Consider the following 16,353-nt stretch of genomic DNA (forward strand, 5'->3'; position numbering starts at 1 on the left):
CAACAGTATGAAAATGCCGGGGAAAGAATTGGCTGAAGGCTGACCTGGAAGTCATGCATGGGCATCGCCCCGCGCTAAGCTGAATACGGAGTAATACCAAACGTTCGAGGAGCAAGATGAGCGCATCTGATGATTGCCTGTTCTGCAAGATCATCGCAGGCCAGATTCCCAGCGGCAAGGTGTACGAGGATGAGACGACGTATGCCTTCAAGGACATCAATCCCAAGGCCAAAGTCCATGTACTGATTGTGCCGAAGAAGCATTATGCCAATGTGGCGGAGCTCGCGGCCGCAGACCCGGCCGAGCTGGCGCATATTGTTTCCGTTGCCCAGAACATTGCTGATGAGTCCTTCCACGGTGCTTACCGTTTGGTGTTCAACACGGGTCTTGACGCGGGACAGACCGTATTCCATGTGCATGCTCATGTACTGACCGGCGAGAAGCTGGACGAGTAGCGAGGAGCGAGAAGTTTTCGTGGCCACGACTACACGTACCATCACCATCCCGCCGCAGCTTGATCCGGTGTCTGTGCTCGGCCCGGTGGATGAGGTCATTCGAGAGGTGGAACGAGCCTTCCCGGACCTCACCATCATCGTGCGCGGCAATCGGGTGGCCATTGTCTCCCGTTCCAAGCAGTCCGAACCGCAGGCCGCGCAAGCCGAGGACTTGGTCAACACCATCATTCAGGCTGCCTATACCGCACCGATGGACGCCGATACGGTGCGCCGCATGCTTGACCAGAACGTGTTGAGGAATGACGTGAGATTAAGCCGTCCGGGGCATGGGCCCACTCACGCCAAACTCATACAGTCCACCTCCGGTGAGACGAATGGACGAACCCGGAATCAATCACGGGGCCAAGCCGGGCGCGAGAGCACTTACCGCAAGCCGACGGTGCCTGGCGTCATCACTTTTGCGGCGGGCGTGCCGGTTCGTGCGAAAACCGCCGGACAGGTGGCATACGTCAATGCCATCGAGTCGCACACCATCACATTCGGCATCGGCCCCGCCGGCACCGGAAAGACGTACCTCGCAGTGGCCAAGGCAGTACGTGCCTTTCAGGACAAACAGATCCGACGGATCATCCTGACCCGCCCTGCCGTGGAGGCAGGGGAGAACCTGGGTTTCCTGCCGGGAACACTCAACGACAAGGTCGACCCATATCTGCGACCGCTGTATGACGCTTTGGGAGATATGCTCGGAGCTGATCAGCTCAGACGTCTTATGGACGACAACACCATCGAAGTAGCGCCACTTGCCTACATGCGTGGCCGTACGCTCAACGATGCGTTTGTGATTCTCGACGAGGCGCAGAACACCACCGAGCAGCAGATGAAAATGTTCCTGACGCGACTTGGCTTCAATACCAAAATGGTGATCACCGGTGATATTTCACAGGTCGATCTGGCTGTGCCGCGATCCGGTCTGGCCACCATTGAACAGATTTTGGGGACTATAGAAGGCATTTCGTTTGTTCATTTGGACAGCGACGATGTGGTACGTCATCAGTTGGTGGGCAAAATCGTAGCAGCTTATGACAGACACGCTGCTATCGCCGGAGACCATCGTTCCATCGAACGTCGTGGACGTCGCCGCGGCAAAGCCGCCGATGATGCTGATGCCAATTCCGACCAACGAATCACTTCCACCGGCGCTTCTGATAACACTTCTGGCGACGACACCCCGACAACACGAAACGAGGCAGTAGATGAGCGTTGACGTGACCAACGAGACCCAATGGATTATCGATCCGAAGATTTTCTCGGATCTAGGCATATGGGTGCTCGATCAGATGCGTGTAAGCACGCAGTCTGATCTGACCATCATGTTTGTGGATCCCGACCCCATCGCCGAACTGCATATGCGTTGGATGAATTTGGAAGGGCCGACCGATGTGATGAGTTTCCCGATGGATGAACTGCGCCCCGGCGATGGCAGAACCGTGATGGAGGGCGTTCTGGGCGATATCGTGATTTGCCCATGGGTTGCCGCGCAGCAGGCAGCGGCGGCAGGACACAGCACCATGCAGGAGATGCTGTTGCTGACCATCCATGGCATTCTGCACCTGCTCGGATACGATCACGTGACCCCCGAGCAGGAGCGTCAGATGTTCGGTCTGCAGCGTCAGCTGTTGCTCACGTTCTTTGCCTTGCGTCATGACTCCGGAGTACAAGCCACATTGCCCGCTGGCGCTCCAGACGCATTGGCCATCTATGATGCCGCGCACGGCAGCGGACGCGATCTTGATGCGAAAAGCTGATCCGATTCCGTCCATAATTCTGATTCAGCCGACAGCACCGTACGGCCAGACGCAAGATGATCTTCGTCGACGCTGTACACGTATTGTTCTCCGATAATATTTTCCTCTCAACGACCAAGGACGACAATCGATATGGAGTATTCCAGTACCACCCTGATCGCCATCACCGTTGTTTTGGTGTTCGTGGCGGCCGTATCCGTCTGGTTCTCATTGACTATGGCTGCTGCGGAAGGTGCCGTAGCCCGTGTGACCCGATCCAGTCTGAACAATCTCATTCTGGAGGTGCAAACCGATTCTGAGACCAGTCAGTTCCTCAAGATGAAAAAAATCGACAGAATTCATCTGGTCCAACGGCTGATCTCCAATCGGTATGCCACGGCGGGAAGTTGCGCTTTCTTCCGTGTGGCTTGCAATGTGATCGATGGCGTGTTGGTGGCTTCTCTGGCATCGATATGGGGTGCTGAACTATGGGTGGGACTGTTGGCCGGGTTCCTGTTCGCGGCGATCGTGGCCGTGGTCTCGGTATTGGTCAGGCCGCGCACTGCTGGCATGGCTAAGCCGGTAGACAGCCTGCTGTCCCACTCCCGCACGGTGTCGATTGTTGTATGGTTGACGCCATTTGCCCGTCTGGGTTCTGACAAGAATGGCGGTAAGACAGGCCGACGCTCCAAGAACGACGATTTGTCCGATGATGAGGAGCTGGAAAAGATTCAGCTTGAACAGGGCAAGGCAGCCATTGATCGATTGGTGGAATCCAACGAATTCGATCCCGAAGTCTCGGAGATGTTGCGCAATGTGCTCACCCTGTCCGACACGCTCACTCGTGAAATCATGGTGCCGCGCACCGACATGATTTGCATGGAGCGGGACACCACTTTATCGGCAGCTCTCAAACTGTTTTCGCGTTCAGGCTTCTCCCGCGTGCCGGTGATCGGCGAAGATATGGACGACCTTGTAGGCGTGGCCTATTTGAAAGATGCCGTGCGCGCCACAGCCTTTAACCCGGCTGCTTTGGATCGCCAAGTGGAGACCATCGTGCGTCAGCCGATGCTGGTGCCCGAATCAAAGCCGGTGGATGATTTGTTCCATGAGATGCAGCGGTCACGTCAGCATGTGGCCGTAGTGGTCGATGAATACGGCGGCATCGCCGGTATGGTAACCATCGAAGACGCGTTGGAACAGATCGTGGGCGAGCTGGAGGATGAGCATGATCGTACCCAGCGTAGCGAGCCCGAGAAGATCGGCGACAACAAGTGGAAGATGCCGGCCCGCACTCCAATCGCCGATCTGGAGGAGATCTTCGAGATCGATATCGATGAGGACGATGTGGACACGGTCTACGGTCTGCTGACTAAGATTCTCGGCCGTGTACCGATCGTCGGTGCGTCGGCCGTGACCCGTGGCCTCAAACTTACGGCGGTCGACTCCGCTGGACGTCGTAAGAAGGTGTCCACCATCGTGGTCGAACCTGCCCACGTCGAGGGTGACGAGGAAGATGGCAAGACCAGCGAGGAAGACGGCGAACCGTCCGCCGACGAAGACAAGACCGCCAGCAAGGAGTGAGATGAGCGATCAGAACAATACCGCACACGTTGATGAGCCGGTTAAGCAGGATACCCCATATCGTTCAGGATTCGTGGCCGTGGTGGGTCGTCCGAACGTGGGCAAATCCACGTTGATCAACGCGTTGATCGGCAAGCAGATTGCCATCGCATCCTCCCGTCCGGAAACCACGCGAAAGGCGATTCGTGGCATTCTGACCACGGATCATGCACAGCTGGTATTGGTGGACACTCCCGGTATCCATCGTCCTCGCACCCTGCTTGGTCAGCGTCTTAACGATGTGGTGGAGGAATCCCTGTCCGACGTGGACGTAGTGGCGTTCCTGTTGCCTGCCGATCAGGAGATCGGTCCTGGAGACCGTCGCATTCTCTCTCGCCTGCGCTCCGATTTCGCCACCAAGCGTGAGGACGGTACCTTCGCTTGGAAAGTCCCGCTTATCGCCATCGTCACCAAAATCGACGAATTGGGCCGCGAACAGCTGATCAACAAGCTTATCGAAATCAACGAGTTCGCTGATTTCGCGGATATTGTGCCGGTCAGTGCGCTGAAGCATGACAACCTCGCCGAGGTCAGGAACGTGCTGATCGATCACACGCCGGAAGGTCCGCAGATGTATCCAGAGGACCAGATCAGTGAGGAACGTCCGGAGGACACCATCGCCGAGCTTATCCGCGGCGCGTTCCTGGAAACGCTTGATGACGAATTGCCGCACTCGCTGGCTGTAGTGGTAGATTCCATCGATTACCCCGAAGACAATGAAACCGGGGCGGCTTATGACGGCAAGGCTCAGGTCAACGTATCCATCTACGTGGAGCGCGACTCGCAGAAGCCCATCATCATCGGCAAGGGCGCGTCGAATCTCACCTATGTCAAGAAGAAGCTGCGTACTCCGGTCAATCGCATCGTCGGGCAGAAGGCTCGCCTTGACCTCCACGTCAAGGTTGCCAAAGGTTGGCAGTCCGATCCTAAGCAGTTGGAAAAATTAGGTTTCTAATTATCCCAACTGCTTAAGGTCACTTTAGGGAAGTCTGTTGGCTTCCCTTGTTATTGCATCCGCTGTCTCACCGATGGGTGTTGATCCACAGGATAGCGAGTTGTGTACGATTGGCTAGGCCCAGTCGGTCCAATATAGTGCTGATACGGTTGCGGACCGTGCCCTCGCTCAGGTAAAGGCGCGCAGCGATATCCCGATTATCGAATCCCTGCGCCACGAGCTCAGCGATGCTGCGGCTGCGTTCATCCATGGCATCCAGTGCGCGTCGGTCCGCATCAGAATCGATGGGAACGGACCCATGCCGGTGAGCTGCGGTAACGGTCTGTGATGGATGGCTCGGTTCATCGGCTTGCGTGTCGTCGCCGTTGGCATTCGCACTGTTGCCGGTGAGCTTGCCGAGCACCTCAGCCCCTAGCACCACTTGTCCGGCCATCACCGCTTGCAAGGCGGGCGCTACGGCGGAGACATCCTGCTTGATGAGATATCCTCTGGCACCCAGCGTCATAGCTTGTGCTATATATTCCCGGTCTGCGAATGTAGTGAGGAACAACACGCGAGCGGCAGGATCTTTCTTCAAGATATCTCGTGCCGCGTCCAAACCACTCGTGCCGGGCATCTGTATATCGATGAGTAGAATATCCGGGTGATTGGCCGGTGTGGTGAAATACTGTTCGACCGCGGTCTTTCCATCGTGTGCGGTCCATAGCACCTCAGCCGCGCCGGTGGCAGACAGGATGGTTGCCAACGATTGGCAGACGATAGGATCATCGTCCACGATTGCGATTCTCATCATGCTGCTTCCTTCATCGAACGATTCCATTGCTGTTTTGGCACCGAGACGAACACGCGCCATCCTTGTCGATATGGTCCACATGACGATGTGCCGCCGATCGCACGTACACGTGACTCGATATCAGCCAATCCCATGCCCCGGGACAAGACGCTGCTGTTCTTGCTGTTCGTTTGTTGTTGCGGGATCGCGGGTCCAGGATCCTGCACAACCAACTGCCAGAATGCAGGAAAATCACGCAGTGTGACTTGCGCTGTGCGAGCTTGGCTGTGGTGGATGACATTCGACAAAGCCTCGCGAATCACTGTGGAGCAACAGCGAGATACGGGAGCCGGAGCAGAGGCAATATCATTCTCAAGTTCGACGATAAAGCCAGGAGAAATGCCATTGAACGAGCGTACAGCCGCTTCAATCTGCGCAGTAAAATCAGTGCCGTCATCCTCCAGATCATGTACAGACCGGCGCACCATCATCATCGCATCATCCAATGTTTCGCTCAGCGCTCCAAAATGTTGAGATGCCATGGTGTCGCCGGTTGCGTCGGCTACGGCTCGTCCGGCTTGAGCTTGCATAATGGCACGAGTCAGCAAATGGCCTACATTGTCGTGAATCTCACGTGCGATACGAGTACGCTCACCCAGCGTGGCCATACGGACCGACTGAGCTCGCTCCTCGTCCATATCGGCGAGCCGTACGCGGTTGGACCGGCTCGCCTCACGTGCGCGGTCCTGCAATGCACGCAACTGGTGACGTTCCTCAGCCTCTTTCGCTGATCGGCCTCCCAGCGCGAAACCTAGCGACGCTATGCCTGCGATAAGTGCGATTCCAGCCAGGTCGTAGTTCGTTCGATCAACGTCGATTACCGGCAACAGCCAGGCTGCCGCCAGCGGGGCTAGCCATATCCAGTGAGATACGGTAATGCAATATGGCAGGAAATTCGAAGAATCCTCGGTCAAAAGCGTTTTGTCCGGCCTCAACGAAAAACGATGCAGCTGCGGCGTCGAAGACGGTGATGCTGACATCATCCGCGCACTCGGCAACCTTGCAGCGTCATAGGCGATGACTGGCAGAAACACGATCCAGTGAGGTATGGCAAACGTCATCAACGCATATCCGGCTACTGGAATCCATGCCCATGTTGTTTGTCGCAGCCAGTCGAACAACCCTGTTGCCGACAGTACCAGCAACATTCCAGCGATGATTTTGGCACTGGGAACATTTCCGGACGCATTTACCCCCAGAACAGTGCTTTTGACAGCGAATAACAGCACCATGCTGATCGCCACCATCAGCCCTTTTTCCGCCATCGTGCGCATACGTCCTCCGAAGTGCGAGCCTTCCCCTTATCCAAGACTACCCGCTTTGTGCAGATGCGGCTCACTCAACAGAAGTTTTTTATGAAGCTTGTGTCAGATCTGTATGTTTTTGCCTCGGATAGTACCATGTATTGATGTTTCTGATGATTATTCAACGCGTGAAGAGGCAAAGGGGACTCTGATGATGAACGATCATTTGTCTGATTCAGACAGTGACAAGAAAATCTCTGCATTCGATGAAGCTATGTTCGAACATGCGGTCATTCAACGTCTGCAGTCGTTAGGGTACGAATGGCTATACGGTCCGGATGTAAACCGTACGAATGAGTTATATCGCGATGCTCTGTTGCCGGGAGTATTGGAAGATTGTTTACATCGTATCAATCCTCAAGCGCATCCTGCTGCTCTTGCTGAGGCTTTACGTAAGGTAACAGATATCGAAGGGATGGATCTGCTATCCCGCAATATTCAATTCATGGACTATCTCCAATCCGGTGTTGAAGTGTCGTTCTTCGATGGAGAGAAGACGGACACCGACCATGTGAGAATTATTGATTTTGAGCATCCGGAACGGAATATATTCAATGTGGTCAATCAATGGACATATGTTGAGTTTGAAGAAAAACGACCTGACATCATCGTATTTGTCAACGGTATGCCACTCGTGGTATTCGAGCTGAAATCGCCGTCACGTGAGAACGTTGATGCTTCGGACGCCTATCTGCAGCTGAGAACCTATATGAAGGTCATTCCTTCGCTGTTCACGTACAACGCGTTTTGTGTGATGACCGACATGAGTGACACTCGTGTGGGAACTATTACGGCCAATGAAGATCGCTTCATGCAATGGAAGACCGCTGATGGTGACTATTCAAAGATTGCTAACAAGATAGCTGTTCGATGGACTACCTTGCTTGATGGTATGTTTCCGAAAGAACGATTGCTTGATATTCTTCGAAATTTCATCTGTTTCTCCAAGTCAGAAGAAGGAACCGCGAAAATTCTCGCGGCATATCATCAGTACTTCGGTGTTCATAAGGCTGTGGAGAGCACCTTGCGCGCCGTGAATGGCGATGGTAAAGCTGGTGTGTTCTGGCATACTCAGGGTTCCGGTAAATCATTGTCGATGGTGTTCTATGCTCATTTGCTGGCTGAACAGGTGAATAGTCCAACGATTGTCGTGACTACTGATCGCACTGATTTGGATGGGCAGTTATATAGTCAGTTCGCTAAATGCTCAGATTTCTTACGCCAGATTCCCCAGCAAGCGGAAAGCCGTGAGAATTTGATCGAACTGTTGGATAGCCGACAGGCAAACGGCATCATATTCACGACGATGCAGAAGTTCAGTGAATCCGATGAACCGTTATCAGAACGCCGCAACATCGTAGTCATGGCCGACGAAGCGCACCGCAGTCAGTACGGACTGGAAATAAAACTCCATGCGGATGGTACTCATTCAGTGGGTGATGCGTTAAAAGTCAGGCAAGCGCTCCCGAACGCTTCCTATATAGGATTTACCGGCACTCCGATTGAGACTCAGGATAAATCCACCCGCGAGATATTCGGTGATTACGTGGACGTGTACGACATGACCCAATCGGTCGAGGACGGTGCCACTCGTCCGGTGTTCTATGAGAGTCGTGTGGTTTCGCTCAAGCTGGATGAGAACATACTCCGCGAATTGGATGAGCAGTACGAGAACATCTCGGATGATGCCGATGAGATGGCTATTGATCGTAGTAAACGTGACTTGGCGACGATGGACAGTGTGCTGGGAGCTCCTGAGACCATTGACTCACTGTGCCGTGACATAGTGAACCACTATGAGGAAAATCGTGCTGATGAGCTGACGGGCAAGGCATTGGTCGTTGCGTATTCGCGGACCATCGCCATGCGCATGTACGATAAGTTCCTTGAACTGCGCCCGCAGTGGAAAGACAAAGTGCATGTGGTCATGACCTCTTCTAATCAGGACCCGGAGGAATGGCACAAGATTATCGGCAACAAAGCGCACAAACTGGAGCTGGCTAAAGAATTCAAGGATGATAATAGTCCGTTCAAAATCGCCATCGTTGTAGATATGTGGCTAACCGGCTTCGATGTACCTTCGCTGTCCACGATGTATGTCTACAAGCCTATGAAAGGACACAACCTCATGCAGGCTGTGGCGCGAGTGAATCGTGTGTATAAGGGCAAGGAAGGCGGCCTGATCGTCGATTATATCGGCATCGCCGGTGCCCTGAAACGTGCGATGCACGACTACACTAAGCGTGATCGTGAACGGTATGGCGACATGAACGTGGCCGACACTGCATACCCGTTATTCCTCGACAAGCTGAGTGCGTGCCGAGACTTTCTGCATGGTTTGGATTATCAGAACCGAATCCATACCAATTCTGCCGAACAGATGGCTGAAGCCATCGCGGATGGTGCGGACTACTTACTTGATCCCGAGCGGGAGAAAGATCGTAAGGACTTTATCAAGTGTGCCAAGGAGATGGCCCAAGCATTTGGCTTATGCCGCAGCATGGTTGCTGATGAACTGAAGATCGAAGAAGCGTACATCGATGTGTTGCGCACGCAGATGCTGAAAGTGCTAAACGTCAATCCAGACAACCCGCGTATGTCTTTGAAGGAGATTAACAAGCAAATCGCCGCCATCATGGAGCAAGGCGTACATAACGAAGGCGTTATCGATCTGTTCGAAGACCGGACAGTTGAGGTCTCGTTGTTTGATGAATCGTTCCTTGCCGAAGTCGCACAGATGAAGCAGAAGAATCTTGCGTTGGAATTGTTGCGCAAGCTGATTGACGATCAGGTCAAGGCATATCGCAAGAAGAGCGTGGTCATGGCTGGCAAGTTCTCCGAGATGTTGCAGCAATCGGTTAATGCATATCTCAACGGCATGCTCACCAACGCCGAGGTCATCCAGCAGCTGTTGGACATGGCCAAGGAGATTATGGCTGCACGCCAGGAAGGCAAGACGCTGGGTCTGGATGATGAGGAGCTTGCCTTCTATGATGCGCTGACCAAGCCGCAAGCTATCAAGGATTTCTACGAGAACGATGAGCTGGTTGCTATCACCCGAGAGCTGACTGACACGTTGCGCAAGAACCGCACGATAGACTGGCAGAAGAAAGAAGATGCCCGCGCTCGCATGCGTAAGTCAATCAAACGATTGCTGAAGAAGCATAAGTATCCGCCGGACGAAGTGCCGGAGGCCATCGAGACGGTGATGCAGCAGTGCGAGTTGTGGGTTGACTACGGAGAGGGAAACTGATTCATGGCGAAAAAGACAAGCACCAAAGCCCTCGGCTTCGAGGAGCAGATTTGGGACGCAGCTTGTAAACTGCGTGGCAACATCGATGCTTCGGAATACAAGAATGTTGTGCTCGGCTTGATTTTCCTCAAATATATCTCGGATAACTTCGAGGCCAAACACGCCGAATTGGTGGCTGAAGGCGAAGGATTCGAGGAAGATCGCGACGAGTACACGTCCGAGAACATCTTCTGGGTACCGAGAGAAGCCCGTTGGGAAGTCGTGGCCGCGGCCGCGCACACTCCTGAAGTCGGTAAGGTCATCGATGAATCAATGAGGCTCATCGAGCAGGAGAACAAGAAACTCAAGGGTGTGCTGCCCAAGAACTTCGCACGTCCTGAACTGGACAAGCGCCGGCTCGGGGAAGTGGTCGACCTGTTCACCAACGTGAAGATGGCTGAGAATGGAGACACCCATGATTTGCTCGGCCGCACGTATGAATACTGCCTGTCGCAGTTTGCATCGCAGGAGGGTAAGAATGCCGGTGAATTCTACACGCCGAAGTGCGTGGTGAAGACACTGGTCAATGTGATTGAACCGTTCAAAGGGCGCGTCTATGACCCGGCGTGCGGCTCGGGCGGCATGTTTGTACAGTCGGCCGAGTTCGTGCGCAACCATCAGGGTAACATTAACAACATCTCCGTCTATGGTCAGGAGTCGAACCCGACAACGTGGAAGATGGCCACGATGAACCTCGCCATTCGTGGTATCGATGCCGATCTTGGCCCGAAAAACGATGACACGTTCTTCAACGATCTGCATCGCACTGAACGGTTTGACTACATTCTCGCCAATCCACCGTTTAACCTGTCCGATTGGGGCGGCGACAAGCTCAAGGACGATCCACGATGGGAATACGGTGTGCCGCCTGAAGGCAATGCAAACTTCGCATGGATGCAGCACATGATTCACCACCTGTCTCAGTCCGGCAGAATCGGTCTGGTGCTTGCCAACGGCTCGCTATCATCCCAGACGAACAATGAAGGGGAGATTCGCAAGAACATCGTGAATGCCGGACTGGTCGAAGGTATCGTTGCCATGCCGACGCAGTTGTTCTTTTCCACGCAGATTCCGGTATGCCTATGGTTCCTTCGCAAAGGTCGTCCTGCTGATTCGAAGACACTATTCGTGGATGCTCGCAATATGGGTACGATGATCAGCCGCTCGCAGCGGACTCTGACCGATGAGGACATTCAGAGGATCGCGTTCACGTTTGATGCGTTCCGTGACGGAACGTTGGAAGAAGAAAAGGGCTTCTCCGCCGCAGTGTCTATCGAAGACATTGCCAAGCAGGATTACATTCTTACTCCCGGCCGCTATGTCGGCATCGCCGAACAGGAAGAGGACGATGAGCCCTTCGATGAAAAGATGAAGCGTCTGACCGGTGAACTTGCCAAATGTTTCGAGGAGTCCAACCGACTGCAAGCCGAAATCAAGAAAAACCTGGAGGCGATTGGGTATGGGGTGTAAATGGAATCAAGAACCGTTACGTGAGTTCGTTTCGGATCTTTTTAAAGGAGTTGTACCAATATACATCGATGAAGGTCACGAATATGCAGTTCCGGTTATTGGACAGCGATGTGTTAGAAATTATGAGATAGATTTGTCTCCTATTCGATTCCATAATGGATTTTCCAAGCCGATTCCGATTCGGAAAATGCTGCGTAAGCATGATATTTTGATTAATGCGACAGGTGTCGGTAGCGCTGGAAGAGTTGCTCAAATACGGGATGACATACGAGCAACGATTGATGGCCATGTCATTGTGGTAAGAGCGCAAAAAATTGATCCTATGTATTTGGGATATGCACTCAAGTGTCAACAGTCGAAAATCGAGCAGTTGGCGGAGGGATCTACTGGTCAAACCGAGATGAATAAGCAACGTTTGCAAGATGAGATCATCATTTCGTATCCCAATTCAATTGTTGACCAGTTGAAAATAGTTCATATCCTTAATTCCATTGACAGGCAGATAGTATTTCTTAATCAGGCAAACGGCCATTTGTTGGAGTTGCTATCAGCTAAACACGACGACAATTTCAGTTCTCGGCTTGATGCTGAACTGCGTGATGTGTGTGTTCTTGTAAAGGAAAAGACTACGGTCGAAAATGCAAATCTCAACACCTATGTCTCAACGGAAAGTCTTATCCCCGATAAAGGCGGTAGACAGCGTGCTTCTGGTCTGCCGCAATCCGGGAAAGTGACAGTGTATAAATCAGGCGATATCTTGATTTCTAACATTCGCCCTTACTTTAAGAAAATTTGGTTTGCAGATTGTAACGGCACTTGCTCGAATGACGTACTGGTCTTCCGCGCAAAGGATGAAAACCTGGCACCTTATATCTTTTTCACCCTTTACTCGGATGTGTTTTTCAGATATATGGTTGCTGGTTCTAAAGGAACAAAAATGCCACGTGGAGATAGGAACCAGATAATGTCTTATAACATTCCCATCATCAGTAATGAAGCACGAGCATTTTCTAACGACGCCAAAACAGTTTTGAACCTTATTTCTAATAACACTAAAGAAATCGTTACACTTGAACAACTTCGTGACGCGCTGCTGCCCAAACTGATGTCTGGTGAGATTGATGTGTCGAAGGTTGAACTGCCTACGCCGCCAGAACAAACCGTTCCAACAAATGGCCGTTTGTCTGATTAAGACAATCAATCTGACGATCGTATGTGCCAAGGACATAGGCGATTTTGTGCTGAGTGGTTATATCTGGAATGTTGATTACGCAATAGTGAACGTGATTTCGGTTGATACCCGGAACCGCGCTCGCTGTTGTGTAATTGCTCCAGTTGATGGTTTTCAGCAGGTAGTAGATAAAATGAGGATAATTCCCTTTGAAATCAGAGACGTATAGGGTTGTATTTAGAGGCCAATAGTCATTTTCTGTATAGAAAACCTCGCCGATAGTTCCATACCGTCCAGTGATCACTCCTGGGCCATGCACTGCGACCTCATTGTGATATCCAGAGCGTCCCGAAGATGAATAAACCGGAATTTCTCCATTGAGTCGGTTCTTTGAGGGCAGATCATATCCACGTTTGAGCGTAATTGCTTCACCTAGTTTCATGCTCTGCCATGTCATATTGTCCTCTTCTTCTAATTGATAGCGTTGAGGCCATCCGGTGCGATGCGGGATGGCCTCAACGAACTGGACATAGTCCAGCTTATTTCATCCATAGGCTACAGTCCCGGCTGTGAAAATGCAATACTTACGCATGCCTTATAAACGAGTTCTTTCCCTGTTAGTAGGCTCCAGTACATACTCTCCAGTTACCCCAGATACTTTCGGTGCGACGCTTTCACGTTGCTTTGGCTGACCAATGCGTATTGCATGGTGGTGTCTATCTTGACGTGTCCAAGTAGTTTCTGAACCTGTTCCACTGGCATGCCGCGGTTTATGGCGTTGGTGGCCATAGTACGTCGGAACTTATGTGGGTGTATGCGAGGGAGTCGCAGCTTTCTGCCAAGAGAACGAAGTCGACTTTCCACAGAACAGATGGCAATGCGTTTGTGGTTGCCGCTGAGACTGACGAATAGGGCAGGATTATCGTCGTTACGACTTCGCAGATATTCTTCAAGATGAAGTTTGGCTCTGGCGTCGAAGTAAGCTTTTCGTTCCTTATTGCCTTTGCCTTGCACGATGCATTCACGCTCATTGAGGTTGATGCTGCTGCGGTCGAGCTTCACTAATTCGCCGACTCGCATGCCGGTGGAGGAGAGCAGGTCAATCATCGCAAGATCGCGTGGTGTCTCGCATCCGTCACGCAGGCGTTCCATATCCTCATCTGAGATGGTTTCTTTAACTCTGATTGGGGTTTTCACGCGGCGTATCTTACGTGCGGGGCTTTTGACGATATAGTCCTCATCTTCTAACCATGAGAAAAATGTGGCGAGAATACGACGGATATTGTCCACTGTGACCTTCCCTACGTCATGCGTCGTCTGGTATTCGGTGAGATAGGCTCGAAGCTGTTCGGTATCCACTTGAGGCAGCGGAACAGAGGTTTCTTTTAAGTAATGCGTGAGTGTCGAATCATAGTATTTCAACGTACGCTCACTGCACCCTTCAAGTTCCTTGGCAGTAAGGAAGGAGTTCAGCAGTTCTATAGCTTCGTTGTCATTGCCAGGAAGATTATCTGTGCTGAGATTGGCTGACAGCACGGTTTTGAGCTGTTTGAGCTGACGCGCATCCAATGTGTTCTGCATGGCCTTCAGAATCGATTCTATGGTGCTGCTTCCTATCATGTGGAACCTTTAGCTTTAATGCGTGTATGGGATACATGCATGCATAATGCGAGCCGCAGAAAAACGAGGCAATAGGCAGACAAACGGCCATTTGTTGGAGATTGGGCAAAGCCTATTTGATGTAAAGCTTGGACTTTGTGAATCCATGGATGGCAAGATTGGCGTTCTTGGTGATATCGCTGAAGGAAATCCTCGTCGAAAACTCAGCAAAAACGCATTTGCAAAATATGTTGATATGGGAAGCTTATCGACTACTGGATCATATCCTAGTGGATGGAATAAACGGTCATATAACGGAGGAATGCGTTTTACGAATGGAGATACGCTCATAGCTCGTATTACACCATGTCTCGAAAACGGCAAAGCCGCATATGTTAATTTCCTCGATGAGAATGAAGTCGCTTTTGGATCGACCGAATACATTGTTTTAACCGGCAAGCCAGGAATCCCCAATGAGATAATGTATTTTCTTGCGAAGAATGAGGCCTTTGTTGATTACCTAATTCAGCACATGACCGGCAGCAGTGGCAGACAAAGAGTATCAGTAATAGATGCTCTGAATTGTCCGATTCGCATTCCCTCTGATGCGCTCATACAAGAAATAGGGCAAGAACTGTCTAGGATACTGAATGTTGTGCGAGCAAATTCCGAACAGATCATGGAGCTCTCACAACTTCGCGATACATTGCTGCCCAAGCTCATATCAGGTGAGATTGATGTGTCGAAGGTTGAGCTGCCTACGCCGCCAGAACAAACCGCTCCAACAAATGGCCGTTTGCTATATCGAATGACAAATGTCATTGAACTTGGCAGTACTCGTGACGAATGTGGCTGGTTCTATGTGCTCGCGCTTGGGATGATGGAATCATCCAAGGAAGGGAGCGAACATGACAACCGACACTACGGCAGTCCACGTCAGCCAGCTCGTCAAGCGGTACGGCGACATGGTGGCGCTCGACTACTTCGACCTCGACGTGAAGCAGGGCGAGATCTTCGGCCTACTGGGGCCCAACGGTTCCGGCAAGACCACGGCCATCAACTGCATCCTTGCGCTGCTCACCTACGATTCGGGCACCATTCGCGTCTTCGGACAACCGATGACGCCCACTTCATACGACCTTAAGCGGCGCATCGGTATCGTGCCGCAGAACGTAGCCGTGTTCAACGAACTGACCGTCACCGAGAACATCGACTACTTCTGCTCGCTGTACGTGCCGAAGAAGGCCGAGCGCGAGCCTCTGGTCGAGGAGGCCATCGAATTCGCGGGATTGCAGGATTTCCGCAAATTCCGTCCCGGCAAACTCTCCGGCGGTCTTCTGCGACGCCTCAACATCGCCTGCGGCATCGCCCACAAGCCTGATCTCATCTTCTTCGATGAACCGACCGTGGCAGTCGATCCGCAAAGCCGCAACGCGATCCTTGAAGGCATACAGAAGCTCAATAAAGCCGGTGCCACTGTGATCTACACCAGCCACTACATGGAGGAGGTCGAGCAGATCTGCGACCGTATCCTCATCATGGATCACGGCCGTCATCTTGCGCTCGGCACCGCCGACGAGCTCAAAGCCATGATCGACACAGGAGAGCGCATCGCTATCGAAACGCTCGACCTGACTGACGAGACGCTTGCCGCCGTGCGTGCGCTCGCGTTCGTCATCGAAGCCTCCTATGACGGGCGCGAGCTGGAAGTGCGTTGCCGTCGCGGCGAGCACAACCTTGTCGACTTGATCGGTGTGCTGCGTACTTCAGGTGCGAACATCGGACACCTGACCAGCCGGCCGCCGAGCCTCAACGACGTGTTCCTGGAACTCACCGGCAAGGCGCTACGCGACTAGGGGCCCTCCAGC

13 protein-coding genes are annotated in these 16,353 nt (G+C 52.4%); 9 read left to right on the forward strand and 4 right to left on the reverse strand.

Annotated elements, in window-relative coordinates; all coding sequences use genetic code 11:
- Positions 1-116: 116 nt before the first annotated feature.
- From CUU80_RS01475 to era, 5 genes are all read left to right on the forward strand, one after another.
- Entirely contained in the window at positions 117-455 is a 339-nt protein-coding gene (locus tag CUU80_RS01475; protein WP_100495594.1) for a histidine triad nucleotide-binding protein, read from the forward strand.
- 19 nt (positions 456-474) lie between these two features.
- Positions 475-1,719, forward strand: a complete 1,245-nt coding sequence (locus CUU80_RS01480; protein WP_100495596.1) for a PhoH family protein — start codon at positions 475-477, stop codon at positions 1,717-1,719.
- Positions 1,709-2,260 (forward strand): rRNA maturation RNase YbeY, encoded by a 552-nt coding sequence (ybeY, locus tag CUU80_RS01485; protein ID WP_100495598.1) that lies wholly within the window; start codon positions 1,709-1,711, stop codon positions 2,258-2,260. Before CUU80_RS01480 ends, ybeY begins: the two co-directional genes overlap by 11 nt.
- A gap of 132 nt (positions 2,261-2,392) precedes the next feature.
- Entirely contained in the window at positions 2,393-3,823 is a 1,431-nt protein-coding gene (locus tag CUU80_RS01490) for a hemolysin family protein (RefSeq protein ID WP_100495600.1), read from the forward strand.
- Between the two features lies 1 nt (position 3,824).
- Entirely contained in the window at positions 3,825-4,817 is a 993-nt protein-coding gene (gene era / locus CUU80_RS01495; protein ID WP_100495602.1) for a GTPase Era, read from the forward strand.
- 67 nt (positions 4,818-4,884) lie between these two features.
- Here era and CUU80_RS01500 read toward each other — a convergent pair whose 3' ends face one another.
- Together CUU80_RS01500 and CUU80_RS01505 are read right to left on the reverse strand one after the other, a co-directional pair.
- Positions 4,885-5,607 (reverse strand): response regulator transcription factor, encoded by a 723-nt coding sequence (locus CUU80_RS01500; RefSeq protein WP_165775810.1) that lies wholly within the window; start codon positions 5,605-5,607, stop codon positions 4,885-4,887.
- Entirely contained in the window at positions 5,607-6,923 is a 1,317-nt protein-coding gene (locus tag CUU80_RS01505) for a sensor histidine kinase (RefSeq protein ID WP_100495606.1), read from the reverse strand. Before CUU80_RS01505 ends, CUU80_RS01500 begins: the two co-directional genes overlap by 1 nt.
- Positions 6,924-7,104: 181 nt before the next feature.
- Between CUU80_RS01505 and CUU80_RS01510 the strand changes: the two genes are divergently transcribed.
- The 3 genes from CUU80_RS01510 to CUU80_RS01520 are packed head-to-tail and all read left to right on the forward strand — an operon-like array spanning position 7,105 to position 12,907.
- Positions 7,105-10,206, forward strand: a complete 3,102-nt coding sequence (locus tag CUU80_RS01510) for a type I restriction endonuclease subunit R (protein WP_207760060.1) — start codon at positions 7,105-7,107, stop codon at positions 10,204-10,206.
- Positions 10,207-10,209: 3 nt separating this feature from the next.
- Positions 10,210-11,715 (forward strand): class I SAM-dependent DNA methyltransferase, encoded by a 1,506-nt coding sequence (locus CUU80_RS01515; protein WP_100495608.1) that lies wholly within the window; start codon positions 10,210-10,212, stop codon positions 11,713-11,715.
- Positions 11,705-12,907: a restriction endonuclease subunit S gene (locus CUU80_RS01520; RefSeq protein WP_100495609.1), complete on the forward strand. Its 1,203-nt coding sequence runs from the start codon at positions 11,705-11,707 to the stop codon at positions 12,905-12,907. Before CUU80_RS01515 ends, CUU80_RS01520 begins: the two co-directional genes overlap by 11 nt.
- Here CUU80_RS01520 and CUU80_RS01525 read toward each other — a convergent pair.
- A complete protein-coding gene (locus CUU80_RS01525; RefSeq protein ID WP_100495610.1) occupies positions 12,858-13,343 on the reverse strand; it encodes a restriction endonuclease subunit S in 486 nt (161 codons plus the stop codon). The two genes, CUU80_RS01520 and CUU80_RS01525, sit on opposite strands and share 50 nt — an antisense overlap.
- A 188-nt stretch (positions 13,344-13,531) precedes the next feature.
- On the reverse strand, positions 13,532-14,503 hold the full coding sequence (gene xerA, locus CUU80_RS01530) for a site-specific tyrosine recombinase/integron integrase (RefSeq protein WP_100495937.1): 972 nt from the start codon (positions 14,501-14,503) through the stop codon (positions 13,532-13,534).
- An 890-nt stretch (positions 14,504-15,393) separates the two neighbouring features.
- Between xerA and CUU80_RS01535 the strand changes: the two genes are divergently transcribed.
- Positions 15,394-16,341, forward strand: coding sequence for an ABC transporter ATP-binding protein (locus CUU80_RS01535; RefSeq protein WP_100495612.1), 948 nt, complete (start codon positions 15,394-15,396; stop codon positions 16,339-16,341).
- Positions 16,342-16,353: the final 12 nt, after the last annotated feature.

It is taken from the genome of Bifidobacterium scaligerum, assembly GCF_002802865.1.
GTDB lineage: Bacteria > Actinomycetota > Actinomycetes > Actinomycetales > Bifidobacteriaceae > Bifidobacterium > Bifidobacterium scaligerum.

What these genes read in the sequence shown, in the direction of transcription:
- CUU80_RS01520 (WP_100495609.1), top strand. Translation starts at nt 11,705, where the DNA reads ATGGGGTGTAAATGGAATCAAGAACCGTTACGTGAGTTCGTTTCGGAT.
- CUU80_RS01515 (WP_100495608.1), top strand. Translation starts at nt 10,210, where the DNA reads ATGGCGAAAAAGACAAGCACCAAAGCCCTCGGCTTCGAGGAGCAGATT.
- CUU80_RS01535 (WP_100495612.1), top strand. Translation starts at nt 15,394, where the DNA reads ATGACAACCGACACTACGGCAGTCCACGTCAGCCAGCTCGTCAAGCGG.
- CUU80_RS01510 (WP_207760060.1), top strand. Translation starts at nt 7,105, where the DNA reads ATGATGAACGATCATTTGTCTGATTCAGACAGTGACAAGAAAATCTCT.
- CUU80_RS01500 (WP_165775810.1), bottom strand. Translation starts at nt 5,607, where the DNA reads ATGAGAATCGCAATCGTGGACGATGATCCTATCGTCTGCCAATCGTTG.
- CUU80_RS01505 (WP_100495606.1), bottom strand. Translation starts at nt 6,923, where the DNA reads ATGCGCACGATGGCGGAAAAAGGGCTGATGGTGGCGATCAGCATGGTG.
- CUU80_RS01525 (WP_100495610.1), bottom strand. Translation starts at nt 13,343, where the DNA reads ATGACATGGCAGAGCATGAAACTAGGTGAAGCAATTACGCTCAAACGT.
- CUU80_RS01475 (WP_100495594.1), top strand. Translation starts at nt 117, where the DNA reads ATGAGCGCATCTGATGATTGCCTGTTCTGCAAGATCATCGCAGGCCAG.
- era (WP_100495602.1), top strand. Translation starts at nt 3,825, where the DNA reads ATGAGCGATCAGAACAATACCGCACACGTTGATGAGCCGGTTAAGCAG.
- CUU80_RS01490 (WP_100495600.1), top strand. Translation starts at nt 2,393, where the DNA reads ATGGAGTATTCCAGTACCACCCTGATCGCCATCACCGTTGTTTTGGTG.
- ybeY (WP_100495598.1), top strand. Translation starts at nt 1,709, where the DNA reads ATGAGCGTTGACGTGACCAACGAGACCCAATGGATTATCGATCCGAAG.